The sequence below is a fragment of the Rhizobium sp. ERR 1071 genome (genome assembly GCF_007828675.1).
In the GTDB taxonomy this organism is placed as follows: domain Bacteria; phylum Pseudomonadota; class Alphaproteobacteria; order Rhizobiales; family Rhizobiaceae; genus Rhizobium; species Rhizobium dioscoreae.
Map to the genome: position 1 here is coordinate 646,476 of NZ_VITM01000002.1, position 25,151 is coordinate 671,626.

Below are 25,151 nucleotides of genomic sequence, written 5' to 3' on the forward strand. Positions count from 1 at the left end.
GTCCAAGGGCACTGGTTACAACAGCGAGTGGAAAAGCCCCGCAACATCTTGGTGCGGGGCTCATCGTTAGCTTTATGCCAGCCTTGCCACTGGGGTAGAGGCCGGTCCGTCAGAGAGGTTATGCTGCTTCGTCCAGGGTCGGATAGTCGTCGTAGCCCTTGGCGCCGCCGCCGTAGAGCGTTGCCTGGTCCCATTGGGCGAGCGGTGCGTTTTCCTTCAGGCGGCGGACGAGATCCGGATTGGAGATGAACGGCTTGCCGAAGGCAACGACATCGGCCTTGCCGCTGTCGACGGCTTCGATCGCCATCTCGCGGGTATAGGCATTGTTGACCATCCAGCCGGCCTTGCCGCCTGCAGCCTTGTAGGCCGAGTGGAGAGCGTCATAGTCGAAGGGCAGGAAGTCGCGCTTACCGCCGGTCTGGCCTTCGATGACGTGGATATAGGCGAGGCCATATTTCGCCAGACCTTCGACGACGTAGGTGAAGAGCTGTTGCGGCGCCGGATCGCTGGCATCGCCGGATGGCGTGACAGGCGAGATGCGGATCGCCGTGCGGCCGGCACCGACTTCCTTGGTGACGGCATCGACCACTTCGAACAGGAAACGCGCGCGGTTCTCGATTGCGCCGCCATACTGGTCGGTGCGGTCGTTGACATTGCCGCGCAGGAACTGGTCGATCAGGTAGCCGTTGGCGCCATGAATCTCGACACCGTCAAAGCCGGCATCGATCGCGGCGCGGGCCGCTTTGCGATAATCCTCGATGATGCCCGGGATTTCCGAGGTTTCGAGCGCACGCGGTTCGGAAACATCGGCAAAGCCGCCGGTGCCGTCGCTGTTGACCAGATAGGTCTTCGAATTCTCAGCGCGCTTGGAGGTCGACGAGACCGGCTTGCCACCATTCGGCTGCAGGGTCGTATGGGAGATACGACCGACATGCCACATCTGCACGACGATCTTGCCGCCGTTGGCATGCACGGCATCCGTCACCTTCTTCCAGCCATCGAGCGCTTCCTTGCTGTAGAGGCCGGGAACGTTGGCGTAGCCCTGACCCTGATGGGTAATCGCTGTTGCTTCGGTGATGATCAGGCCGGCAGTGGCGCGCTGGGCGTAGTATTTGACGTTCAGTTCATTCGGCACTGCATTCGGCGAGCGATTGCGCGTCAGAGGTGCCATGACGATGCGATTGGCGATGGAAATATCACCCAGCTTCGTCGGTTCGAATAATTTGGTCATGGATCGTCCTTTCTATTGGGGGCAGGGAAATCAGGACGAGGCGATCGCCAGGTCCGAAGAACTATGGTGGTTAAGGCAGCAGCTTCTTGGGGAAGATTGCGTCGGTGATGGGGGACATGGGCGCAAATACAGGGAGCGCAGCAGACATTTTCAGAGTTCCTTCTGCATGGCCGCGAGGAATTCGGCGATCGTTTCCTCGTTGCGCTTGTAGAAAATCCACTGGCCAAGGCGCCGCGTCGTCACCAGGCCGGCGCGATGCAGCGTGCCGAGATGCGCTGAGACGGTCGATTGCGACAGGCCACAGCGCTCGAACTGGCTAGCGCAGACGCCGAGCTCCAACGGGTGCTCCTGGGTCGGGAAATGGGTGTGCGGATCTTTGAGGTGATTGAGGATTTCGAGCCGGGCCGGGTGGGCCAGAGCCTTCAATATCTCGTTCTTGTCCATGGCGTTCACCATATGAATATCGAATAATTGCGATTTATGTATCGACGATTTTCGATATATCAAGGGCGACGCTGAAGATTATTTTCGGCAAGGCCGTCGACGTGCGTGCTTAGAAATTAGGCAAAAAAAGAGGGCCACCGGAATGAACCAGGGCCCTTATAGGTGTGAAGGTCAAAACCTCCAGAGGGGAACAGCCAATGCGGTGGAACTGGGAGGAAAAGCCACCGTGTGCATCAGCTGAGTGCGTTATGATGCTAATTTGTGCAGTGCGCAATGCTTTTTTGTGCATGGCAGTTATGCGTTTGCTACGTCGGCGGCAAAAGGGCAAAAAAAAGGGCCTCCGGAGTGAACCAGGGCCCTATAGGTATGAAGGTCAAAAACCTCCAGAGGGGAACAGCCAATGCGGTGGAACTGGGAGGAAAAGCCACCTTGTGCATCAGCTATGTGCGATATGGTAGTTAAATGGGCAGGCTTCAACTCTCATTTGTGCATATCAGCTATGCATCATATGCGTGGCTGATATACTAGCCGTAAAAAGAGTTCGTTATCAGTGACTTACCTTCGTCAGAAGTTCCAGTTACGAGCCTTCGCGACAATAAAATCACGAAAAACCTTGAGCTTGGCCGCGTTCTTCATCTCGTCGGGATAGCAGAAATAGGTGTCGAAGGACGGCACGTCGGCATTGATGGCAAGCTGAATGAGGCCGGGGTCGCGGCCGACGATATAGTCAGGCAATACCGCGATGCCGATACCAAGCAGGCAGGCGCGCTTGATCGACGTCTGGCTGTTGATCTGCAGGTGCGGCACGCGTTTGTTGTCCGAAGACCGGCCGGCGATCTCCAGCCAGTTGACGTCGAGCAGGTAGTTTGGTGCCGGCTCGCCGAAGCTGATGATGCGATGTTCGTCTAGATCCTCCACCGACTGCGGCTCGCCGTAGCGGTTGATGTAGGAGGGGGCCGCATAGACGTGCATGTGCACGGTGAAGAGCTTGCGCTGGATGAGATCCGATTGCTGCGGCTGGCGCAGACGGATGGCGCAGTCCGCATGGCGCATGTTCACATCCAGCTCCTCGTTGTCGAGGATCAGCTGGATCTGCATGTCCGGATAGAGCTGCAGGAATTCCTGGATCTTGTCGGTGAGCCAGCCCTGGCCGAGACCGACTGTGGTCGTCACGCGCAGCTTGCCGCTTGGCTTGTCGGTCGTTTCGGTCAATTGCATCTTGACCGTTTCGAGCTTCAGCAAAACGTCATGGGCCGTGCGATAGAGCAGCTCACCCTGTTCGGTCAGGATGAGGCCGCGCGCATGGCGGTGGAAAAGCTTGATGCCAACGTCTTGCTCGAGAGCGCTGACCTGCCGGCTAATGGCGGATTGAGACAAGTGCAACTTGTCGGCCGCATGCGTGAATGAACCCGCTTCGGCAGCCGCGTGAAAGATACGCAGCTTATCCCAATCCAATGGCATGCCGTTTCCCCTCATCGGCTGCATCACTCCGCAGCCACGGCGACGGGCATGTGCCCGGTCAAATAGCGTTCCGCCTCAAGCGCGGCCATGCAGCCCATCCCGGCTGCCGTGATCGCCTGGCGGAATGTATCATCGGTCACATCACCCGCGGCATAGATGCCTTCGACGCTGGTCGCGGTCGAATCAGGAGCGGTCCAGAGATAGCCATTGTCCTTGAGTTTCAATTTGCCCTTGAAGAGCTCGGTCGCCGGCGCATGGCCGATGGCAACGAAGACACCGTCGATCGGCATTTCCGTGATGGCGCCGGTACGCGCATCGCGCAGGCGTGCGCCCGTGACCGATGGCGGCATCGGCGGCTTGGCGGGCGTGCCGGTGATTTCGGCAACCTCAGTATTCCAGAGGATCTTGACGTTTGCCTTGGCGAACAGGCGCTCCTGCAGGATCTTTTCCGAACGGAAAGTATCGCGGCGATGCACCACGGTCACCGATTTGGCGATGTTGGAGAGATAGAGCGCCTCTTCAACGGCGCTGTTACCGCCGCCGACCACGATCACGTCCTTGTTGCGGTAGAAGAAGCCATCGCAGGTGGCGCAGGCGGAGACGCCGAAGCCCTGGAAATGCTGTTCGCTCTCGATACCCAGCCATTTCGCCTTGGCGCCGGTGGCAATGATGAGCGTGTCGGCGGTCCAGACTTGGCCGCTATCTGTATGGGCAACGAAAGGACGCTTGCTGGTATCGACTTCGGTCACGAGGTCGTTGACGATTTCGGCGCCGACATGCTGTGCCTGCTGAAGCATCTGCTCCATCAGCCATGGTCCCTGGATAGGATCGGCAAAGCCCGGATAGTTCTCGACATCGGTCGTGATCATCAGCTGGCCGCCCTGTTCGAGACCAGCGATCAGAACCGGCTGCAGCATCGCACGCGCGGCGTAAACCGCGGCGGTGTAACCGGCTGGGCCGGAACCGATGATGAGCACCTTTGTGTGGCGGGCAGGCATAGTCAGTCCTTTCAATTTCGGCGATTGGGAAACCGCGGCTTCAAGCGCGCAAAGCAGGCGATTTCGCGATCCGCGGCTTCATTTATGATTGCCTTATGCATTTATTCAAGGGCAGCCTTGCATTACACACAGAGCAAATCTGCTTTGTGTAAGAATCAACTACGCGAGAGAAACTTTCTTGCGTATTTTCCTGCCTTATATAGAAGCTGGCGAGGGGGAATTAAAGAAAGGCAAGAAAGTGCTTCGCGCCGAGCTCGATGCCATCGATATCAAGATTCTGCGGGAACTCCAGCGGGACGGACGCATGACCAACGTCGAGCTCGCGGACAGGGTCGGCATTTCGGCGCCGCCATGTCTGCGCCGCGTGCGCAAATTGGAAGAAGCCGGCGTTATCGAAGGCTATCACGCCATGTTGAACAGCCCTAAATTAGGCTTCGATCTCGTGGCTTTTTGCATGGTCGGCCTCAAGCATCAGTCGGAAGCGAACCTCAAGGCTTTTGCCAGCGCAACCTCGGCATGGCCGCTGGTTCGGCAGGCTTGGATGGTGTCCGGCGACAGCGATTTCCTGCTGCACTGCGTTGCGGAAAATCTCACTCGTTTCCAGGATTTCGTCATCGAAGTTCTGACGGCGAATGAACATGTCGACACCGTGCGCACCATGCTGACCATTCGGCAAGTCAAGAAGCTCGGCCTGGTGGAGCTCTAGGCGAATGGCGGATCGCCCCTGGCATCGGTCGGTGATTAAGTCTGGCGTGCGCCTCTTTCTAGGCGGTTCCCGGGCTCATGTGCAGGACTGGTTTCCGGGGCTCAGCATCGTTCGCAGCCAGAATGTCAGCGAGGTGCTTTACCGCGGCGCCAAGGTTGCAAGCCTTGCCGGCATGGATCGTCTGCGCGAACGTTGCGGCGATGCGGTCTACATCGTCGGCTCGGGTCCATCAATTCGCGATTGCGATCTGAGTGGTCTGGAATTCCGCAGTGCCATTCTTTTGAACGGTGCCATCGGCCTGTCTGGCGACCGGATCGGCGAGCCTTTGGCAATTTCCGTCGAGGATGAGCGTTTTGTCTGGCGACATCTCGACATGCTGCGCGAGAAGGTGGCTCCCGGTTCGCTTTGCCTGTTTTCCGTGGCGGTGCTGCGTGCGCTGTGCGAGATCGACAAAAGCTGGCTGGTGGACAAGACCATCATCCTGATCGACGATATCCGCAAGCCCTATGGTGCTCGCCGCCGTTCGGTCGACGACCTCAAGAAACTGCAATATGTACGATTGAATACCGAGGGGTCGGCGGGTTTTTCGCTTTCGCCGGACCGAGGAGTGTTTCTGGGTGGGTCCGTCGCCGTCTCGGCCCTGCAATTTGCCCTTTACTGCGCAAAGCAGCAGGTCGGCTTCCTGGGGATCGATATATCCAATGCCGGCGAGCCGCGGTTTTATGAGACTCCCAGCGACATGGCGTTCTCCGGCATTGCGCGGGCAGAGAGTCGTATCATCGAGCATCTGGTGCTTGCGCGGCAGATCGCAGCCGAGCGCGGCGTCTCTTTCGTCAACTACTCCCGCATTTCGGCATTGCTCAAATATGATTTTGGTTACGACGACAGGTTTGCATTGAAGCCGCGGGCGTGATCTTCGATGGAGTCGGCGAGGCTGCTTTGAAATTAGGGTCGATGGAATGAAGCTTATGCGCTGGCTGAAACCCAAGGCGTCCGACGCCAAGAAGCTGTTCATCGATCCGCCGGAGCCAAGGGCAGGGCGCCATGGCATTGCCATTGCCGCCTGCGTGAAGAACGAAGCCCGTTACATCGAGGAATGGGTGCGCTTCCATCAGGCAGTCGGCATTCGCCACTTCTATATTTATGACAATGGCTCGACGGACGAGACCTGCTTGCTTCTTCGAAGCCTGCTCTCTGAAGATGCTTTGACGATTATTCCCTGGGCTGGGCGCATGCGCGATGCGGCGACATCAGCGGTACTGAACGGCCAGGTCATCACCTTCGCCCATGCGATCCTGAATTTTGGCGGCGATTATCGTTGGATGGCGTTCATCGATGTCGACGAATTCCTGCTGCCGAAGGACGCCGCGACGGTCGAGCAGGCGCTGGAGGTCGTCGGCGATTTCCCGAATGTCTCGCTGCCCTGGCATATGTTTGCGACCAGCGGCCATGAGACACCGCCGGACGGACCTTTGACGTTGAATTATACGATGCGCGGCGCCGATCCGATGACAGCAAAGGAAAATGTCAGCAATTTCAAATGCATCGTTGATCCATGCGAAGTCACCGAAGTCAGTGTGCACCAGTTCCAGACGCGTGCCTATGGCGATCTGACAGCCAATGACGCCGGCAAGCGGTTTACTCGGCGTGCACGCAAGTCCCCTGAGTTCTATTCAAACCGATTTCTGCAGCTGAACCACTACTATACAAAATCCCGGCAGGAGCTGATGGAGAAGCTGGCGCGGGGTTGGACCTATGACAGCAGTGTGACCAAATATCGGGACAAGGTCTTGTCCATCGTCAAAAGCATCGAGGAAGACATGATGGAGGATCGTTCGATGATCGAATTCATCGAGCGCAACCATATTGATCTTAGCCGCTGATCGGTCCGTTCACTTGTTGGCGCCAAGCAGCCGCTTGTAGACCTCGCCGATAGCGGTCGCTTCCTTTTCCAAAGCGAACTCGCTGCGCACATGGCGCACGGCATTTTCGCCCTGGCGAAGGGTTTCCTCTGGATTGGCAAGATAGAAGGCGATCGCTCTAGTCAGGGCCTCGCCATCGCCCGCCGGCACCACGGCGCCTGTTTCGCCCGGTACGATCATTTCGGCATAGGCGCCGGCATCAGAGGCGACGACAGCGGTGCGGGAGGCCATGGCTTCCAACGGTGTCAGGCCAAAACCCTCGTTGCGGGAAGGGGCGACATAGAGGGTGGCGCGGCGATACCAGGGTTTGATATCGTCGACTTCGCCCATGAAGCGGATACGATCGGTGAGACCTGCATCGGCCACCATCTTTTCCAGCTGCTCGCCAAAACTGCGGTGCTCAGCTGTCACGCGGCCGCAGACGACGGCGGTCCAGTCCGGATGGCGCGGCAACAGCTCGATCATCGCCTTGACGAAGAGATCCGTGCCCTTCTGATGGCGGACGCGGCCGAAGCAGCCGATCAGATAGGTGCCGGGCAGGCCGGTTGCGGCCATGCGGTCGTCAGGCTTTTCCGGCGGATGGAAGCTGTTGAGGTCGACGCCGTGCTGGATGACGGTGTGCGGCACTTCGAGAAAGCTGCCCGAGCGCGTGCTGGTGGCGATCACGGCATCCATGCGGCGGATCAACCAGCGTGTGTAGCCAGTGTGGCGGCGCTGGGCTGCGGAGGTGAAGACAAGTTTCAGGCGCATGCGCAGAACGGAGCGCAGCAGCAAACCCACAAGCATTTCGTTGTTGCGGCGGGCATGCCAAACGCGGAGGCGATAGCGGCGCGGCTTCATCCAGAGACCGGGCAGGCGGAGCCAACCGAGCCTTGGCAGGTTTTCCGGCAGGCCAGGGCCGAGTGTGGCGATATGATAGCCGAGCTCGACCTGCTTGGGGATGAGCTGCACGATCGTAGACGTAACGCCGGAAAGCCGGCGTTTGAAATTCGTTGCTATGATTTCGATCTCACGGAGATCGCTCGCATGCGCTGTCTCGCGATCGCGCACGGGCGATCAGCCCCAGGAGACGGAGAGGATTTCGTAAGCCTTGGCGCCACCGGGTGCATTGACCTCGATGGAATCGCCGACTTCCTTACCGATCAGGGCGCGGGCGATCGGGGAGGAGATGGAGATGCGGCCGGCCTTCACATCGGCTTCCTGATCGCCGACGATCTGGTAGATCTTTTCTTCCTCGGTGTCTTCGTCGACGAGCTTGACCTTGGCGCCGAACTTGATCTTCGAGCCGGACATCTTGGTGAGATCGATGACTTCGGCACGCGCCGTGAGATCTTCCAGCTCTGTGATGCGGCCTTCATTATGGCTCTGAGCTTCCTTGGCGGCATGGTACTCGGCATTTTCAGAGAGATCGCCGTGGGCGCGCGCTTCTGCAATTGCCTCGATGATTCGCGGGCGCTCTTCCTGCTGACGCCAGCGCAGCTCTTCCTGCAGCTTGACGAACCCGTTCTGCGTCATCGGTACCTTTTCAACCATTTTTCTTGTCCTTCACTCCCTGTGTTGCTCTGCTGCAGACACAAAAGAAAACAGGTCCCGAAGGGGTACTTCGGAACCATCCAGAGCCGTTATTCTGTCATCTATAGCAGATTGCGACAGACGAATGCCAGAAAATTCGAAGGTTTAAGGAAAAGCTCCTGTTGAAGCTCCCTCACCATTCGATCGGCTGTCGGGGCCGCAACGAACGTGAGCCGGCTATCTTGCTCACGCTCCCCACGGTCGAATTAGCTGCGTCAGAAATAGCTCTGCAGCGGCTGTACCTCGAGGTTTCCGGCCTTCAGCGCCTTGATTGCCATGGCGGCTGCTTCGGCGCCGGCCATGGTCGTGTAGTAGGGCACCTTCTGCATCAGCGTCGCCCGGCGCAGCGACTTCGAATCCGAGATCGCCTTGTTGCTATCGGTCGTATTGATGACAAGCTGGACCTGGCGGTTGCGGATCGCGTCCTCGATATGCGGGCGTCCCTCAAGGACCTTGTTGATCTTCGTCGCTTCGATGCCGTTTTCAGCAAGGAAACGCTGCGTTCCGCCGGTTGCGAGCACCTTGAAGCCCTGTTCGGCCAGCATGCGGATGGCCGGCAGCACGCGCGGTTTGTCGTCATCGCGAACCGAGACGAACACCGTTCCGTCACGCGGCAGTTCCACGCCGGCGCCGAGCTGGGACTTGGCGAAGGCGAGCGCGAAATCCGTATCGAGGCCGATGACTTCGCCGGTCGAGCGCATTTCCGGCCCGAGGAGAGTGTCGACGCCGGGGAAACGCGCGAAGGGGAAGACGGCTTCCTTGACGGCGATATGCTTCAGCTTGCGCGGATCGGGCTTTTCGCCATAGGCGGCAAAGGTCGCATCCAGCTTCTCGCCGGCCATGACGCGCGCGGCGATCTTGGCGATCGGCGCGCCGATGGTCTTGGCGACGAAGGGCACCGTGCGCGAGGCGCGCGGGTTGACTTCGAGCACGTAGACCGTGTCGTCCTTGATGGCGAACTGAACGTTCATCAAGCCGCCGACATTGAGAGCCTTGGCCATTGCTTTCGCCTGGCGCTCGAGTTCGTCGATCATGGCTGCGGAGAGCGTGCGAGGGGGCAGCGAGCAGGCGGAGTCGCCCGAATGGATGCCGGCCTCTTCGATATGTTCCATGATGCCGGCGACGTAGACGTCCGTGCCATCGGACAGGCAATCGACGTCGACTTCGATGGCGTTGGTCAGATAGCTGTCGAAAAGCAGCGGGTTCTTGCCGAGCAGCGTGTTGATCTGGCCGGTCTTGTCATTGGGATAGCGCTGCTTGATGTCTTCCGGCACTAGTTCTGGAACCGTGTCGAGCAGGTAGCCCTGCAGCTGGCCTTCCGAGTGGATGATCTGCATGGCGCGGCCGCCGAGAACGTAGGACGGGCGCACGACCAGCGGAAAGCCGATTTCGGAGGCGACCAGGCGTGCCTGCTCGACCGAGTAGGCAATGCCATTGTTCGGCTGGTTGAGATCGAGCTTCATCAAGAGCTTCTGGAAGCGGTCGCGGTCTTCGGCAAGGTCGATCGCGTCAGGAGCGGTGCCGAGGATCGGGATACCATTCTTTTCCAGGGCTTCGGCGAGCTTCAGCGGGGTCTGGCCGCCGAACTGGACGATGACGCCGACGACTTCGCCCTTTTCCTGCTCCGCGCGCAAGATTTCGATAACATCTTCCGCGGTCAGCGGCTCGAAATAGAGACGATCCGACGTATCGTAATCGGTCGAAACCGTTTCCGGGTTGCAGTTGATCATGATCGCTTCATAGCCGGCATCCTTCAGCGCGAAGGCGGCATGGCAGCAGCAATAATCGAACTCGATACCTTGTCCGATACGGTTCGGGCCGCCGCCGAGGATGACGACCTTCTTGCGGTCGGAAACCTGCGCTTCGGAACGAGCGGTGCCGACAAAGGGCGTTTCATAGGTCGAGTACATATAGGCCGTCGGCGAGGCGAATTCGGCGGCGCAGGTATCGATGCGCTTGAAGACCGGGCGGACGTTCAGCGAATTGCGCAGTTCGGCTACTTCCTTCGGGCGCTTGCCGGTCAGCGTCGCCAGACGTGCGTCGGAGAAGCCCATGGCTTTCAGCATGCGCAGATTGGTGGCATCCTGCGGCAGGCCGTGCTCGCGGATGCGCTCTTCGATATCGACGATGTTCTTCAGCTGCTCGAGGAACCATGGGTCGATCTTGCAGCCTTCATGCACCTCTTCGATGCTCATGCCCTGGCGCAGCGCCTGGGCAACCATACGCAGACGGTCCGGCGTCGGCGTGCCGATGGCGGCGCGAATGGCGTTCTGGCTGCCTTCGCCTTCCTCGATGCCGGGGATTTCGATCTCGTCCAGACCGGTCAGGCCGGTTTCGAGGCCGCGTAGCGCCTTCTGCAGCGATTCCGCGAAGGTACGGCCGATTGCCATGACTTCGCCGACCGACTTCATCGCCGTGGTCAGAACCGGGGAGGCGCCGGGGAATTTTTCAAAGGCGAAGCGCGGGATCTTGGTGACAACGTAGTCGATCGACGGCTCGAAGGATGCCGGGGTTGCACCGCCGGTGATATCGTTTTCGAGTTCGTCCAGCGTGTAGCCGACAGCGAGCTTGGCGGCGACCTTGGCGATCGGGAAGCCGGTTGCCTTCGAGGCAAGCGCAGAGGAGCGCGACACGCGCGGATTCATTTCGATGACGACGAGGCGACCGTCCTTCGGATTGACCGCGAACTGTACGTTCGAACCGCCGGTTTCGACGCCGATCTCGCGCAGAACCGCGATCGAGGCGTTGCGCATGATCTGGTATTCTTTGTCCGTCAGCGTCAGCGCCGGAGCGACCGTGATCGAGTCGCCGGTGTGAACGCCCATCGGGTCGATGTTTTCGATCGAGCAGATGATGATGCAGTTGTCCGCCTTGTCGCGGACGACTTCCATCTCATACTCTTTCCAGCCGAGGACCGATTCTTCGATCAGCACCTCCGTAGTCGGCGAGGCGTCGAGGCCACCGCCGACGATCTCGAAGAATTCCGAGCGGTTGTATGCAATACCGCCGCCGGTGCCGCCGAGTGTGAAGGACGGACGGATAATGGCGGGCAAGCCGACATGATCGAGCGCCTGCGCGGCAATTGCCATTGCGTGGCTCATATAGCGCTGCTTGCGATCGCTTTCGCCGAGGTTCCACTGGTTTTCCAGTTCGTCGAGCGCCTTGTCGAGCTCAGGACCAGAAAGAGATGCCTTCAGCTTGCTCCGCTCGGCCTCATGCGTCTTGCGGTCGGCGTCCTTGATATCGGTGGCGTTTGCCAACATGGAACGCGGCGTTTCGAGGCCGATGCGAGCCATGGCTTCGCGGAAGAGAGCGCGGTCTTCGGCCATGTCGATGGCGGCTGGCTTGGCGCCGATCATCTCGACATTGTAGCGGTCGAGTACGCCCATGCGCTTCAGCGAAAGCGCGGTATTGAGTGCAGTCTGGCCGCCCATGGTCGGCAACAGCGCGTCCGGACGCTCCTTGGCAATGATCTTGGCGACGACTTCGGGCGTGATGGGTTCGACATAGGTCGCATCCGCCAGACCCGGATCGGTCATGATCGTTGCCGGGTTGGAGTTGACGAGGATGACGCGGTAGCCCTCCTCCCGGAGTGCCTTGCAGGCCTGCGTGCCCGAATAGTCGAATTCGCAAGCCTGTCCGATAACAATCGGTCCTGCACCGATAATGAGGATCGATTTGATATCTTGGCGCTTCGGCATGGGCTCACATCCGTTTTTTCGTTGCGCCAAAAACCGGCCAGGGTGGGAGGTCACCGGCCGGGGGCGCTATGGGCAATATTTTCAGGCTAGAAGCGGCTTATAGGCAAATGTATTTGCAAACGGAACCCCATAAATGGCGGAATCGACATGAATTCTGCCGAGATCGTCATGGAGCGGCCAAACGCCGGGTAAGGGCAACCCATACTGATGCTATCGATCAACTAGCTCTCGATATAATGGGGTACGAAGCGTGAGGTGTCGCGCGTGACGGGAGTATCGTCCTCGCGGATGCCGATACCCGCCGGCTGACCGGCAACGATCCAGGATCCGATGACGGTCCAATCATCGCCAAAGCGGGGAAGAAGGTGTAATGCCTGTCTGATATATCCTTCTTCACCATAGGGTCCCTCGACGTGATATGTACCGACGCCGGCTTCGTGATTGACGAGCGTCACATTCGCGCCTTCGCGCGAAAGCAACGGTTTACGGACATAACGATCGCCGAGATTGCCGATACGCGGATCGTCCTCGAAATAGGCAGGCAATAGATTTTCATGGCCGGGAAACATTGCCCACAATACCGGCAGCAATCCTTTGTTGGACAGTGTCAGTTTCCATAGCGGTTCGATGACCCGCGTGGGAGTTGAGGGCAGATGGCGGCCGAAGGGCTCGCGCACCATATCTTCGAGCGGATAGAGCTTGAACAGGCAGTCGATGGGCTCGTCTTGAAGATCGATCAGCCGGTGGCCGTCGTCGACGCCGATATCGGGCATGGCGATCAGCTTCGTCTCGCAGCCGGCCTGTGCGGCGCAATCGACAAGATAGTTCAGCGTCACAAGGTCTTCTTCCGATTCCAGCATACCGGCAAAGTGCATGCGACCCGACGGCGCAGCGCGTCGATCAGGCGTTCATGAATGGAATTGAACTGGTCTGCCGAGGAGGGGAGTTCGCCGCGCCGCTTCATGTCTTCCAGCCATCGCCACTGGAAAACAGCGCTTTCGAACAGGCTGGTCTGCGTGTCGGCGTTGAACTCAAGAAGCTTTGCCGGACCGTTCCCATCATAGGCGAGGTCGAAACGGCCGTAGAGGTCACGTTCCCGATTGTGCCAGGAACGCAGTACGGCGTCATGATAGGCCGGCGGAATGGCCAGCCGGCGCATCAATTCATCGTCCGAAGCGATCCGTTCGACCGCCGCATAGCACATGTCCAGCAACTCGGCGGAGGGTTCTTCGAGTTTCGTCTCTACTTCCTCAAGGGTAAACGCGTAGGCGTGTCTCTCATCCCAATAGCGTTGACCGTACATGGAATGGATGGTGAAGCCACAGGCTTCGGCGTCGGCCTTCCAATCCGGCCGCTCATTCATGATAATACGTTTCATCCGTTCACCCGTCAGCTCGAAAGGTGGAAGCCGCGAGAGCCCCAGCCGCCGCGTTCCACCGTGCTGGCTGAGCGCGTCGATCGTTCGGAAGACTTCCCCCAGGAACCACCGCCACCACCGCCGCCACTGGAGGAAGACGATTGCGTATTGTCGTCCTTTCTTTCCGCATAGACTGTTTTTCCAAGCAACATGCCATTCGCAAGGCTTCGTCCGGCGGCCGTTCGGAAGTCGCTGCTCCCACGCGGTTGGTAAAGTGCTTTGGCGTCAAACGATCTGGCGGCGCTGCCGACGAGATAGCCGGCCAACAAGGGAATAAAGTGACCCGTTCCGGCCTGATGAGCGCTGGTTGCCGGCTGACATCTGCCAACGCCGTAATCCTTTTCGCAATTAGCCGCTGTTTCGTAGGCGGGCGCATTTCGCTGGCGCTCCTCTTCGGCTGCGGCAAATTGGGTTCGGCATTCGTCGGCGGAAAAGACATCCCCCGCGATGCACGCGTCGACGTCCTTATATATCTGGACGGTGTCTTGCTTTTGCCCGCAGCCCGCCAATGCCGCTGTTCCCATGAGCAGCAGAGACACACTCATCGATCGCTTCATAAAACCCCCTGCGCATTGCGCGTTCATGCGCCCGCATATTCAAGGATACCACCGGTCTAGGTCGATCAGCCGCAAACACGCAGGCGCGGTATCGCGGTTGTCCACATATGTAAGGGATACAACGTAAAGAATATAGGCGCGAAGAAAGAGTTAGGTGCCGATCGGCCGCATTTAAAGAACGTAGACGTGCGCTCGGTTGATTTTTTTAAGGCCAACGGTTGTGCTCGTAAAGAATGGCTTTACGGCTTTCGTAAGCCGTGGGGGCATTTGAAAAAAGCGTCTCTCTTCCTGGGCCTGAATTACCGGGAGGCGCACTACGGGTTGGAATGGGCCTGTCGGCCGCGGTGCCGTCTTCAGCCGAAACGGTGCCGGACGGCTTCGGTATAAGAGCGGCTGACAGGCACTTCCACGCCGTCGCGCGTGATGACGAAAAGCTTGCCGTTGTCGCGTTTCAGCCGGTCGACGTGGTCCGTCGCGATCCAATGGGATCGGTGGAGGCGTATGCCCTCCGTATTGCCGAGTTCCGTAAGCGCATCGCCAAAGCGCAGCAGGATGAGTTCGCGCCCACGGCTTGTGACGACCTCGGTGTAGTGATCGCGAACGGTAAGCCTTATCAGGGCTCCCCGATTTTCCGGCTTTAGGCGCAGGAGAATCGGCGGCTGCGATGCCGGCGGTTGATGCTCAGTCGCGACGGATCGTGTTTTTGTCTCCTCGAGCTCTGCTCCTCCAGCTGCGATCGCTATCTGCCGATGCATGGTCATATAGGCGAGAATACAGAAGAGGGCGCAGAGGGGTATCGATCCGAGGGACTGGTGCAGGCCGCCGACTACCGTGGGCATGGTGCCGAAGAATGCGAAATCGACGAGTGTGATGCCGAAGCCGATCGGCAATGCGGCGGCGATGGAACCGATCATCATTCTTGCGAACATGCTTGCTATTTGCCCGCGCAGCAGAATTTCGGCGACGATGGAGAAGACGATCGCGATCGACCACGCCATGGCATGCAACGCAAGCCAGTAACACAGTCTGGCTCCCGGCATCAGCCTTTCAAGGGTGCCATACGGTCCGGTCAAGGCAAAGATCAGGACGATCGTAACGAAGGTCGCCCAGAAGCGCGGTGAACGCTGGATGACCTGCAATTCGCGAAGCGTGGATTGCAGAAGGGTGTGATCCACGAAGATTTCCCGTTCTTTCGCGCAATTTCGGTTGAGAGAACAGCACTATCGCGGAAAGGCTCGATAAACTCAACCGGATAGAGATCATGACGTTCGAGCCGCTTTTTGATGCCCCAATCGCGATCCAGATCCATGTCGCGGCGGTCGTTCCGGCCGCCTTGCTTGGAGCCTATCTTTTTGTCAGGCCCAAGGGAACGCCAAGACATCGCCTGCTGGGCAAGATTTGGCTGGTCCTGATGGTGGTGACCGCGCTATCGAGCTTTTTCATCCATCAGATCAACATGTTCTACGGCTTCAGTCCCATCCACCTGCTCTCCATATTCGTTCTCTTCGGTTGCTGGGGAGCGATCGCCAATGCCCGCAAGCACAATATTGACGCGCATAAGCGCATCGTCAGAGGCCTTTACTTCGGCGGCATCGTGGGTGCCGGAGCTTTTACCTTTCTTCCGGGGCGGATAATCAACAAGGTGGCCTTCGATGGAAATGAAACAGCGCCATTTCTGGTCGCGGCAGGTATAGCCATCGCGCTTTTATGGCTGATGTCCAAAGAAATAAGGCAGCGGCGGCGTTTAAGCTGATGTTCTGTCGATAGCCAACTGGCTTTGTTGCACATCCTGGATATATAAATGCCTCAAGGGACTTTGAATTTTAGGCATCGCCAGGAGGTGCACTATGGATTGGAAGGGGCGTCGGCAATCCGACAATATCGAAGACGAACGCGGCTCATCGCCGATGGGCGGCGGGATAGGTGGCGGCGGCTTCCGGTTTCCGGGCGGAGGGATCGGTGGCGGTGGCTTGAGCTTCCGCACCATTATCGTGCTTATCGTGATCTTCCTGATCCTGAGGGCCATGGGCGTCGATGTCATCGGCCTGCTGCAGCAGAGCGGCATGCTGGAAGGTGGCGGCTCCGGATATCAGCAGAGCACCTCCAACAGCGGTGGAGGCGGGCAGCCGGCCAACGACGAGATGAAGCAGTTCGTCGCGACCGTTCTTGCCGATACGGAAGACACCTGGACCGGCATCTTCAAATCAATGGGTCAGACCTATACCGATCCGAAGCTCGTGCTGTTTTCCGGCAGTTTCCCTTCGGCCTGCGGTCAGGCTTCCGCGGCTACCGGTCCGTTCTACTGCCCGAGCGATCAGAAGGTCTATCTCGACATGGCTTTCTTTCAGCAGATGAAGGATCAGTTCGGCGCGTCCGGCGATTTCGCGCAGGCCTATGTGATCGCACATGAGGTCGGCCACCATGTGCAGGACCTGCTCGGAATCCTGCCGAAATTCAATCAGGCCCGCCGCAACATGAGCGAAGTGGACGCCAACAAGATGTCGGTGCGCATCGAGCTGCAGGCCGACTGCTTCGCCGGCATCTGGGGCAAGTTCACCCAGCAGAAGGGCATCCTGCAAGCCGGCGATCTCGAAGAGGCGCTGAATGCGGCGCAGCAGATCGGCGATGACACACTGCAGAAGCGCACGCAAGGCTATGTCGTTCCCGACAGTTTCAACCACGGCACGTCGGCGCAACGCGTAAAGTGGTTCAAGCAGGGCTTTGAATCCGGCAAGCTCTCGGATTGCGATACGCTGAATAATCCGGTCTGATCTTGCTTGCCCGCTCCCGTGATACCGGCGAGCGGGCAAGCCTTTGGCGCATTATTTCTCGCTGTCGAGATGCGTCAGCTGTGCTTCCGGATAACGGCCGCCGGCGGCAGCGTCTTTCGGGATCGCGCATTCGATTGCTGCCATATCGGCTTGCGACAATTCAACCGAGAGCGCTCCCAGGGCTTCCGTCAGGCGATCGCGACGGCGGGCGCCTATGACCGGGACGATGTCTTTGCCCTGAGCTGCGACCCAGGCGATTGCGATCTGTGCAACGCTGGCGCCTTTCGCCTCGGCGATCCCGCGCAAAGCTTCGACCAGTTCCAGGTTCTTTTCGACGTTTCCGGCCTGAAAGCGCGGACTTATCGTGCGGAAATCGCCCTTTTGGACATTATCTTTCTGCCAGTGGCCACTGATGAGACCGCGCGACAGCACGCCGTAAGCGGTGATGCCGATCCCTAATTCACGGCAGGTCGGCAGGATCTTGTCTTCTATGCCGCGCGATATCAGCGAGTATTCGATCTGCAGGTCAACGATCGGATGGATGGCAGCGGCACGGCGGATGGTGTCGGCGCCGACTTCCGACAGGCCGATATGCCTGATGTAGCCTGCCTTGATGAGATCCGATATCGCGCCGATCTGATCTTCGATTGGCACGTTCGGGTCGAGACGGGCCGGGCGGTAGATATCGATGTGATCGACCCCGAGCCGCTGCAGCGAATAGGCGACGAAATTCCGGATCGCCGCCGGCCGGGCATCGTAACCGAGCCAAGCGCCGGAGGGATCGCGGAGTGCACCGAACTTGACGCTCAGCAGGAAATCGTCCCGCTTCAATCCCTTGATGGCTTCGCCGATCAGCATCTCATTGTGGCCCATGCCGTAGAAATCACCCGTATCCAGCAGGTTGATCCCGGCGTCGAGCGCGGCATGGATGGTGGCTATGCTTTCTGTGCGATCGGACGGGCCATACATGCCGGACATGCCCATGCAGCCGAGGCCCAGAGCCGATACCTGCGGGCCGGCCCTACCCAGTTGAGTTTTTTCCATCCTGCTTCTCCTTGGCTAAGGCGTGCGCCATCTCACGATGGCTTCTATTGTCATATTTACTCCATCAATCCCTGTGCGATAATCCAGGTAAATCGAAACGGGTTGTTTGGAATTTCGTACAATGGATGATTTGCCGCTGGCCGATCTGGTCGCCTTTACCGCCGTCGCCCGCGAGCGCAGCTTTCGTGAGGCAGCGCGCAGGCGCGGCGTTTCCGCCTCCTCGTTGAGCGAAGCGGTTCGCCGGCTGGAGGAGCGGCTGGCGGTCCGCCTGCTCAATCGTACGACGAGAAGCGTCACGCCGACGGAGGCGGGAGAGCGGCTGATGGAGCGCCTGACGCCGGCCATGAGCGAGATCGCCGTCGCGCTCGATGACATCAACAGCTTTCGCGACAGCGTCGGCGGAACGTTGCGGCTGAATGTTCCGACGGTTGCTGCCATGGTCGTCATGCCCGATATCATCAGCCGTTTCCTGAGGGAATATCCGGCGATCTCGGTCGAAATCGTTGCCGAGGATAGTTTCATCGACGTCGTGGCGGCTGGCTATGATGCCGGTATTCGCTATGATGAGCGGCTGGAAAAGGACATGATCGCCGTGCCGATCGGGCCGCGGCAACAGTATTATGTTACGGCTGCGGCACCGGCCTACCTCGCGGCAAATGGCACGCCGAGGCATCCGCGCGATATATTGGAGCATCGCTGCATCCGTCATCGCTTTCTGAGCGGATCCGTCGTTCCCTGGGAGTTCGAAAGAAACGGCGAGACGATCTTCATCGCCCCGCCGATGGTCGTTGCGACGAATTCGATCGATATCGAACGCAGCGCGGCCGCGGCTGGCTTGGGTATCATCCGAACATTCAAGGAATTTCTTGAGCCGCAGATTGCCCGCGGGGAGCTGGTGCCGATCCTCGAAGAGTGGGACACGGTCTTTTCCGGTCCGTTTCTCTATTACGCCAGCAGGCGGCACATGCCGACGCCACTCAGAGCCTTCGTCGATTTCCTGAATCGCGAGCACAAACGCAGTCGCGACAGATAGTCGCTTTGCGCCGAAGATCAAAGAAACCGGTCAATAAATCAATAAGATTGAAGCGTTCACGGATTGTTTCCGCCAAAATCTTTATGTATGGGGGACGCTCCGGTTTTTCGTTCACGTTCTGTCTCTTTCATCGAGACGGAGCCGCCAGAAGGCACCTCCATGATCGATCAGAAATTCGCCCGTCGGGGCCTGTTCCTCGTCTTCCTCATTCTCTTCCTCGACGTCATCGGCATCGCGATCATCATGCCGGTCATGCCGAAATATCTTGAGGAATTGACGGGTGCCTCGGTCAGTACGGCGGCGACCGAGGGTGGCTGGCTGCTGCTGGCCTATGCCGCCATGCAGTTCCTGTTTTCGCCGTTGATCGGCAATCTGAGCGATCGTTTCGGCCGCCGCCCGCTTCTGCTTGCTTCGGTACTGACATTCGCCATCGACAATTTCATCTGCGCGATTGCCGGCTCCTACTGGATGCTGTTCGTTGGCCGCATTCTTGCCGGCATCAGCGGCGCAAGCTTCTCGACCTGCTCGGCCTATATCGCCGATATCAGCAATGACGAAAACCGCGCGAAGAATTTCGGCCTGATCGGCATGGCTTTCGGCGTCGGCTTCGTGCTCGGGCCTGTTATCGGCGGCTTCCTCGGCGAGTTCGGGCCGCGCGTGCCTTTCTACGGCGCGGCGGCTCTGGCCTTCCTGAATTTCGTCGGCGCCTATTTCCTCTTGCCGGAAACGCTGGATGCCAAGCATCGCCGGCCCTTCGAGATCACACGCGCCAATCCGTTCGGCGCACTCAGACAGATGCGCCGCTACCAGGGCATCGGCTGGGTCTGCGTCGTGATGTTCCTGAACTGGCTGGCGCACGGCGTCTATCCGGCCGTATGGGCTTTCGTCACCTCCTATCGCTATGACTGGAGCGAAGGGCAGATCGGCTTCTCGCTCGCCGTTTATGGGATCGGTGCCGCCATCGCCATGGGTCTGGTACTGCCGCGGCTCGTGCCTGTGCTCGGGGAGTGGAAGACCGCAGTGCTCGGGATGGTGTTTTCCTGTCTCGGTCTGATCGGTTACGCCTTTTCATGGCAAGGATGGATGGTTTACGCGGTTATCGTCCTGACTGTCATCGAAAACGTGGCGGATGCGCCTTTGCGATCGATTGCAGCCAGCAAGGTTCCGCCTTCCGCACAGGGTGAATTGCAGGGGGCGCTCGGTAGCCTGACGAGTATTACTGCCATCATCGGGCCGGTGCTGTTTCCCTATCTGTTTCAGTATTATACCGCGCCGACCGCACCCGTCGTTTTTGCCGGTGCTCCCTTCATCATGAGCGCAATTCTGGTGGTCGGCGGGCTTGTCGTACTTGTGATGAAGGTTCGCAAGACGGAACCGAAGGCGGTCGCGCAATCGCAAGCGGGCGAGGCGGCCTAAAAAATCATCAGATATTTTGATGCTCCGATGAATTCTTTAGCATCATGGGCTTGTCTGCTGGCTTTTTAAGCTAAGTTGCGTTAATGCGGCAGGCTCGCGCACGCATGGGTAGGGCGGTCCGCGCGATTCTAAAGATCGAGTCTTCGCTATGGATATGCCGGTACCTGCGCGCCCGCACGCGCATGACAATGATAATTCGTGGTCTGCACATGTTCGCGCAACGCTTGCGCTGGGCATTCCGCTGATCGGCGCGCAATTGGCGCAGCTCGGCATCAATACCACTGATGTGATGATCGTCGGCCGGCTCGGCGCCGAGCAGCTGGCTGCAATGGTACTTTCCGCGCAGTTTCTGTTCACGATCCTGGTTTTCGGTTCGGGCTTTTCCATCGCGGTCATGCCGCTGGTGGCACAGGCCTATGGCAGAGGCGACGTTACCTCGGTGCGCCGTGCACTGCGTATGGGCCTGTGGGTCGTAACGGCCTATTGGCTGTTGGTGCAGCCGGCATTTTTCTATTCCGAACAGATTCTGCTGGCGGCCGGACAAAAGCCTGACGTCGCGAAATTGGCGAGCGGCTATATCGACATCGGCCACTTCGCCGTGTTGCCGGGGCTGCTCTACAATGTCATCCGGGCGCTGGTCAGCGCCATCGGCCGTGCCGGCATCATCCTCAAGGTCACCATCGCCATGCTGGTCATGAATGCCGTGCTGGCCTATATCCTGGTGCTCGGACATTTCGGCTTGCCGGCGATGGGGCTGCATGGCGCGGCCATTGTCTCCGTCGCCGTGCAGACGGCCGGATTTCTCTTCATCGTCGGTTACGTGCAGGCCCACCAGGAAACGCGGCGCTACGAGATCTTCGCTCGATTCTGGCGGCCCGACTGGCATGCTTTGTGGGATGTCATCCGGCTTGGTTTTCCGATCGGTGTGACGGTTCTGGCTGAGGTCAGCCTGTTCACCGCGGCATCGCTGCTGATGGGGCAGATCGGCACGATCGAGCTTGCTGCCCACGGTATCGCGCTGCAGTGGGCTTCGATCGCCTTCATGATCCCGCTCGGCCTCAGCCAGGCTGCGACCGTGCGCGTCGGCGTCGCGCACGGCCAGGGCGATCATTTCGGCCTGAAGCGCGCGGCCATCGTGGTGCTCATCGTTTCGAGCTGCATTGCGGTTTGCGGCAGCATCCTGTTTGCAACCGTGCCATCCTGGCTGGCAAGCTGGTTCCTGGACGTCCATTCGGCCGAGGCCTCGCAGGTGCTTGCCTTTGCCGCGCCGCTGATTGTCGTCGCCGGCTTCTTCCAGCTCGTCGATGGGCTGCAGGCGATTGCGAGCGGCCTGCTGCGTGGTCTGAAGGATGCGCGCGTGCCTATGATCCTGGCGCTGATCGCCTATTGGCCGATCGGCTTCTTCCTCGCCTGGCTGCTGGCGTTTCCGCTCGGCTTCGGCGGCATCGGCATCTGGTTCGGCTTCCTGCTCGGCCTTGCCTCTGCGGCGGCGATGCTGTGCGCCCGGTTCTACATTCTCGTACGGGCTGAGAAGGCTGCCGCCTGATAGCGACGGTCTTCGTTGCGTTGCGAGACTACTGACAAAACTTGACAGCATGGTCGTCTATATTGGTGACATACCAAAGACGGGAGACGACCATGTTATTCAAGGCAAGTAATCGTAACGATGTCGCGCTTTTCCCGCGGGACGACCAGATCAATCGGGGGGCGGCTGTACGCCTCCTGCCGCACGCCAACACTTCGTCCCGGCGACCGGAGCCGGAGCAGAAGTCCTATTGGTTGGCTGTGGCCAGTGCTGAGCATGTACGCATTGGGCGCGAACATGGCTTCATGCAAGTGAATCATGGCAAGCGGGCCCCCTTGAAGCGCATCAAGCCGGGCGACGGCATCGTCTACTACTCCCCATCCGTCAAGATGGGCGAGAGGGACGGCTTTCAGAGTTTCACTGCTATCGGCTTTGTCCGTGAGGGTGAGCCTTATCTCGCCGAGATGGGTTGCCGAAAAGCTTATCGCAAGGATGTGGATTGGCTTGATGCGCCCGAACAGCCGCTCCGTCCTCTCCTGGGCTGGCTTGATTTCACCCAGGACAAGAATTGGGGTTACAAGCTGAGATTCGGCTTCGTTGAATTCGGACAATCGGATTTCGAGTTCCTCGAAGAAATCCTGATGAGCGAGCTCGAAGTGGTCAAGCAGCGCCGCCTGCAAGCCTGAGCTCGGGCAAGCATGAACATATGCGACGAAAGACCTCCCAAGTTGACGCACAAAAAGAAAGCCTCGGATTGGTACCAATCCGAGGCTTTCTCATGCGATTGGATGGTCGGCTTTATCAGGCGCGTTCGGCCAGGGCTTCTTCGCCCTTCTTCTCGCGCACCAGGTTGATGAAGCGGCGGAAAAGATAGTGGCTATCCTGCGGGCCGGGTGACGCTTCAGGGTGATGCTGCACCGAGAAGACCGGCTTGCCCGATACGCGCAGGCCGCAATTGCTGCCGTCGAAGAGCGAAATATGAGTCTCCTCAACACCTTCCGGCAGCGAGTTGGAGTCGACTGCGAAGCCGTGGTTCATCGAAACGATTTCGACCTTGCCCGTCGTGTGGTCCTTCACCGGATGGTTGGCGCCGTGATGGCCCTGATGCATCTTCGCCGTCTTGGCGCCGAGCGCCAGACCGAGCATCTGGTGGCCGAGGCAGATGCCGAAGAGCGGGATTTCGGTCTTCAGCAGGTCCTTGATGACGGGCACGGCATATTCGCCCGTCGCAGCCGGGTCGCCGGGACCGTTGGACAGGAAGATGCCGTCCGGCTTGAGACCAAGCACGTCATCCGTCGAAGCCGTCGCTGGCAGGACCGTGACCTTGCAATCGAGGCCGGCAAACAGGCGCAGAATGTTACGCTTGACGCCGTAGTCGAGGCAGACGACATGGTACTTGGCGTCGTCGGCGCCGAGTTCACCATAGCCTTCGTTCCAGACCCAGGGCGTCTGCGACCATTGCGACGACTGACCCGAGGAAGCGACCTTGGCGAGATCGAGACCTTCGAGACCGCTCCACGCCTTGGCGTCCGCCTTCAGCTGCTCGATGTCGAAGACGCCGTTCGGATCGTGAGCGATCACGCCATTCGGCATGCCGTTCTCGCGGATCCAGGCGGTCAGCGCACGGGTGTCGATGCCGCAGAGACCGATGATACCGCGCGCCTTCAGCCACTGGTCGAGGTGCTTGGCGGCACGGTAGTTCGAGGGATCGGTGATATCAGCCTTGAAGATGACGCCGACAGCGCCGTGACGGGCGGCTGGTGTCAAGTCTTCGATATCTTCATCGTTGGTGCCGACATTGCCGATATGAGGGAAGGTGAAGGTGACGATCTGGCCGAGATAGGAGGGGTCGGTGAGGATCTCTTCATAACCCGTCAGCGCCGTGTTGAAGCAGACTTCGGCCTGGACCTTGCCGGTCGCGCCGATACCCTTGCCTTCGATCACGGTGCCATCCGCGAGAACGAGGAGGGCGGTCGGCTTTTCAGTGGTCCATGGGGCTGTGGCGGTCATAGTCATCCCGTTTCCGGCGTCGGGCGCGGCCTTGAAGAGACCGGCGGTTCCGCCATGTTTGTAGCAAGGTGCAGCCGTCGACCGAGGTCGCGGCTTGAGATCTTCCTATCGATCTAATGTGCAGGTGATGGACATAGCTAAACAAGGCGAGCCGGTCAATGCGCGCTTTCGCTTTCCTGATAGGGAATTCGGGCTTCCGGGCGCAATTGCGTTGATCGGCACTGTTGGTTTAAGAGACAGCAACATGACATAAGTGGCCGGGGCGATCGTCGCCGGCCTGCTTCAAGGAGTTTAGAGACATGATCCGCGAAACCCTTTCCAATGCCCAGAAGGACGCCATGAAGGCAAAGGACACGGCGAGGCTTTCGACCGTCCGTCTCATCCTTGCTGCGATCAAGGACAAGGACATTGCCAATCGCGGTCTCGGCAAGGAACAGGCGAGCGAGGATGAGATCCTGCAGTTGCTCGCCAAGATGATCAAGCAGCGCGAGGAATCGGTGAAGATCTACATCGACGGCGGCCGCCCGGAGCTCGCCGACAAGGAGCGCGAAGAGATCGCCGTCATCCAGGGCTTCATGCCCGAGCAGCTTTCCGAAGAAAAGGTGCGTGAGATCTGCGTTGCGATTGTCGCAGAACTCGGCGCGCAGAGCCTGAAGGATATGGGCAAGTGTGTGGCCGCCCTGCGCGAGCGCTATGCCGGCCAGATGGATTTCGCAAAAGCCTCGGCCATCCTTAAGGAACTGCTGAAGTAAAACTCTGTTTCACCCTCGGCATGCGGACCGGCCGCGTGCCGAGGACAGTTTGCCAGGCGGCGTCTATGATGGCGAGCTTCCCCGCCTGATAATTCCGATATTCCTCAATGAAAGCGGTGGAGAGCCAAAGCTGGCTCCGCCCCGGCGATCCCGTCCATCCGACGCTTTGCATCTTTATGGCCTTGTTCATGAGTCGCTTTGCATTGGTCCTGGAGATGAGAAACCGGTTGCAGATATCCGTAAAGGCCACCGGCCCGATGACCGCTTTCTGAGTCGTCGTGTTGATCGTGACGATGCGGGAGATCAGATAATCCATGATGATGCCGCCTGAATTTGCCCAGGTGAACAGATCGAACGTTTCTCCCGGATTGCGCAGGTCGTCATTTTCTATGATGCCGACCGAGATCGGGGGCTGTAGCAGACCAATGAGCTCCGGTTTTTTGCTGAACAGGGCGTTGCGCTTGCCGCCATCCAATCGATCCAGCACGGAAAGATGGATGCTCATCCATTTCGCAAGCTGCATTGCTGCCTCTTCCGTGGGCTGCATCGGCCGCGCGCGCCTGTCGCTCGTGACCGGCAGATAGCGCAGAA

22 protein-coding genes and 1 pseudogene are annotated in these 25,151 nt (G+C 59.0%); 10 read left to right on the forward strand and 13 right to left on the reverse strand.

Annotation, left to right across the window (positions count from 1 at the left end; translation table 11 throughout):
* Positions 1-118: 118 nt before the first annotated feature.
* The 4 genes from FBZ99_RS08460 to trxB form a co-directional block, all read right to left on the reverse strand.
* Positions 119-1,231, reverse strand: a complete 1,113-nt coding sequence (locus FBZ99_RS08460) for an alkene reductase (RefSeq protein WP_145632456.1) — start codon at positions 1,229-1,231, stop codon at positions 119-121.
* 150 nt (positions 1,232-1,381) lie between these two features.
* The gene (locus FBZ99_RS08465) at positions 1,382-1,675 is read right to left on the reverse strand and encodes an ArsR/SmtB family transcription factor (protein ID WP_069612851.1); all 294 of its coding nucleotides are present in this window, start codon (positions 1,673-1,675) and stop codon (positions 1,382-1,384) included.
* Positions 1,676-2,239: 564 nt separating this feature from the next.
* Positions 2,240-3,136 (reverse strand): LysR family transcriptional regulator VtlR, encoded by an 897-nt coding sequence (locus FBZ99_RS08470; RefSeq protein WP_092711607.1) that lies wholly within the window; start codon positions 3,134-3,136, stop codon positions 2,240-2,242.
* Positions 3,137-3,159: 23 nt separating this feature from the next.
* Positions 3,160-4,134 carry a thioredoxin-disulfide reductase gene (gene trxB, locus FBZ99_RS08475; RefSeq protein ID WP_095435379.1) on the reverse strand — a complete coding sequence of 325 codons (975 nt, stop codon included), beginning with the start codon at positions 4,132-4,134 and terminating at the stop codon, positions 3,160-3,162.
* 238 nt (positions 4,135-4,372) lie between these two features.
* Here trxB and FBZ99_RS08480 point away from each other — a divergent pair, with 238 nt between their 5' ends.
* The 3 genes from FBZ99_RS08480 to FBZ99_RS08490 are packed head-to-tail and all read left to right on the forward strand — an operon-like array spanning position 4,373 to position 6,723.
* Entirely contained in the window at positions 4,373-4,840 is a 468-nt protein-coding gene (locus tag FBZ99_RS08480) for an Lrp/AsnC family transcriptional regulator (RefSeq protein WP_015340578.1), read from the forward strand.
* A gap of 4 nt (positions 4,841-4,844) precedes the next feature.
* Entirely contained in the window at positions 4,845-5,753 is a 909-nt protein-coding gene (locus FBZ99_RS08485; RefSeq protein WP_145632459.1) for a glycosyl transferase, read from the forward strand.
* A 55-nt stretch (positions 5,754-5,808) separates the two neighbouring features.
* Entirely contained in the window at positions 5,809-6,723 is a 915-nt protein-coding gene (locus FBZ99_RS08490; protein WP_145632828.1) for a glycosyltransferase family 92 protein, read from the forward strand.
* 9 nt (positions 6,724-6,732) lie between these two features.
* Here FBZ99_RS08490 and FBZ99_RS08495 read toward each other — a convergent pair whose 3' ends face one another.
* The 6 genes and pseudogenes from FBZ99_RS08495 to FBZ99_RS08520 form a co-directional block, all read right to left on the reverse strand.
* On the reverse strand, positions 6,733-7,812 hold the full coding sequence (locus tag FBZ99_RS08495) for a glycosyltransferase family 4 protein (protein WP_113351871.1): 1,080 nt from the start codon (positions 7,810-7,812) through the stop codon (positions 6,733-6,735).
* 6 nt (positions 7,813-7,818) lie between these two features.
* Complete coding sequence (gene greA, locus FBZ99_RS08500; RefSeq protein ID WP_069612629.1) at positions 7,819-8,295, reverse strand: transcription elongation factor GreA; 477 nt, start codon at positions 8,293-8,295, stop codon at positions 7,819-7,821.
* A 254-nt stretch (positions 8,296-8,549) separates the two neighbouring features.
* Positions 8,550-12,035, reverse strand: a complete 3,486-nt coding sequence (gene carB / locus FBZ99_RS08505) for a carbamoyl-phosphate synthase large subunit (RefSeq protein ID WP_145632463.1) — start codon at positions 12,033-12,035, stop codon at positions 8,550-8,552.
* 221 nt (positions 12,036-12,256) lie between these two features.
* A pseudogene (locus tag FBZ99_RS08510) lies at positions 12,257-13,413 on the reverse strand (glutathionylspermidine synthase family protein).
* A gap of 11 nt (positions 13,414-13,424) precedes the next feature.
* A complete protein-coding gene (locus FBZ99_RS08515) occupies positions 13,425-13,997 on the reverse strand; it encodes a DUF1190 domain-containing protein (protein ID WP_186450293.1) in 573 nt (190 codons plus the stop codon).
* Between the two features lie 365 nt (positions 13,998-14,362).
* Positions 14,363-15,184 carry a LytTR family DNA-binding domain-containing protein gene (locus FBZ99_RS08520; protein ID WP_145632472.1) on the reverse strand — a complete coding sequence of 274 codons (822 nt, stop codon included), beginning with the start codon at positions 15,182-15,184 and terminating at the stop codon, positions 14,363-14,365.
* An 86-nt stretch (positions 15,185-15,270) separates the two neighbouring features.
* Here FBZ99_RS08520 and FBZ99_RS08525 point away from each other — a divergent pair, with 86 nt between their 5' ends.
* Together FBZ99_RS08525 and ypfJ are read left to right on the forward strand one after the other, a co-directional pair.
* Entirely contained in the window at positions 15,271-15,762 is a 492-nt protein-coding gene (locus FBZ99_RS08525) for a DUF2306 domain-containing protein (RefSeq protein WP_186450294.1), read from the forward strand.
* Between the two features lie 94 nt (positions 15,763-15,856).
* Positions 15,857-16,780, forward strand: coding sequence for a KPN_02809 family neutral zinc metallopeptidase (gene ypfJ, locus FBZ99_RS08530; RefSeq protein ID WP_113332271.1), 924 nt, complete (start codon positions 15,857-15,859; stop codon positions 16,778-16,780).
* Positions 16,781-16,831: 51 nt separating this feature from the next.
* On the opposite strand, the gene FBZ99_RS08535 is transcribed toward ypfJ, so the two are convergent.
* Positions 16,832-17,824, reverse strand: coding sequence for an aldo/keto reductase (locus FBZ99_RS08535; RefSeq protein WP_145632477.1), 993 nt, complete (start codon positions 17,822-17,824; stop codon positions 16,832-16,834).
* A 121-nt stretch (positions 17,825-17,945) separates the two neighbouring features.
* On the opposite strand from FBZ99_RS08535, the gene FBZ99_RS08540 reads away from it, so the two are divergent.
* The 4 genes from FBZ99_RS08540 to FBZ99_RS08555 all read left to right on the forward strand — a co-directional run bounded on the left by FBZ99_RS08540 (position 17,946) and on the right by FBZ99_RS08555 (position 22,484).
* A complete protein-coding gene (locus tag FBZ99_RS08540) occupies positions 17,946-18,857 on the forward strand; it encodes a LysR family transcriptional regulator (RefSeq protein WP_145632480.1) in 912 nt (303 codons plus the stop codon).
* 159 nt (positions 18,858-19,016) lie between these two features.
* A complete protein-coding gene (locus tag FBZ99_RS08545) occupies positions 19,017-20,273 on the forward strand; it encodes a TCR/Tet family MFS transporter (protein ID WP_113332327.1) in 1,257 nt (418 codons plus the stop codon).
* A gap of 148 nt (positions 20,274-20,421) precedes the next feature.
* Positions 20,422-21,819: an MATE family efflux transporter gene (locus FBZ99_RS08550; RefSeq protein ID WP_113332274.1), complete on the forward strand. Its 1,398-nt coding sequence runs from the start codon at positions 20,422-20,424 to the stop codon at positions 21,817-21,819.
* A 92-nt stretch (positions 21,820-21,911) separates the two neighbouring features.
* Positions 21,912-22,484, forward strand: coding sequence for an EVE domain-containing protein (locus FBZ99_RS08555; RefSeq protein WP_145632483.1), 573 nt, complete (start codon positions 21,912-21,914; stop codon positions 22,482-22,484).
* 115 nt (positions 22,485-22,599) lie between these two features.
* On the opposite strand, the gene carA is transcribed toward FBZ99_RS08555, so the two are convergent.
* A complete protein-coding gene (gene carA / locus FBZ99_RS08560; RefSeq protein WP_145317573.1) occupies positions 22,600-23,808 on the reverse strand; it encodes a glutamine-hydrolyzing carbamoyl-phosphate synthase small subunit in 1,209 nt (402 codons plus the stop codon).
* 299 nt (positions 23,809-24,107) lie between these two features.
* Here carA and FBZ99_RS08565 point away from each other — a divergent pair, with 299 nt between their 5' ends.
* Positions 24,108-24,560, forward strand: a complete 453-nt coding sequence (locus FBZ99_RS08565; RefSeq protein ID WP_095435367.1) for a GatB/YqeY domain-containing protein — start codon at positions 24,108-24,110, stop codon at positions 24,558-24,560.
* Here FBZ99_RS08565 and FBZ99_RS33420 read toward each other — a convergent pair.
* On the reverse strand, positions 24,541-25,083 hold the full coding sequence (locus FBZ99_RS33420) for a hypothetical protein (RefSeq protein ID WP_233788718.1): 543 nt from the start codon (positions 25,081-25,083) through the stop codon (positions 24,541-24,543). The genes FBZ99_RS08565 and FBZ99_RS33420 overlap by 20 nt on opposite strands.
* Positions 25,084-25,151 lie beyond the last annotated feature (68 nt).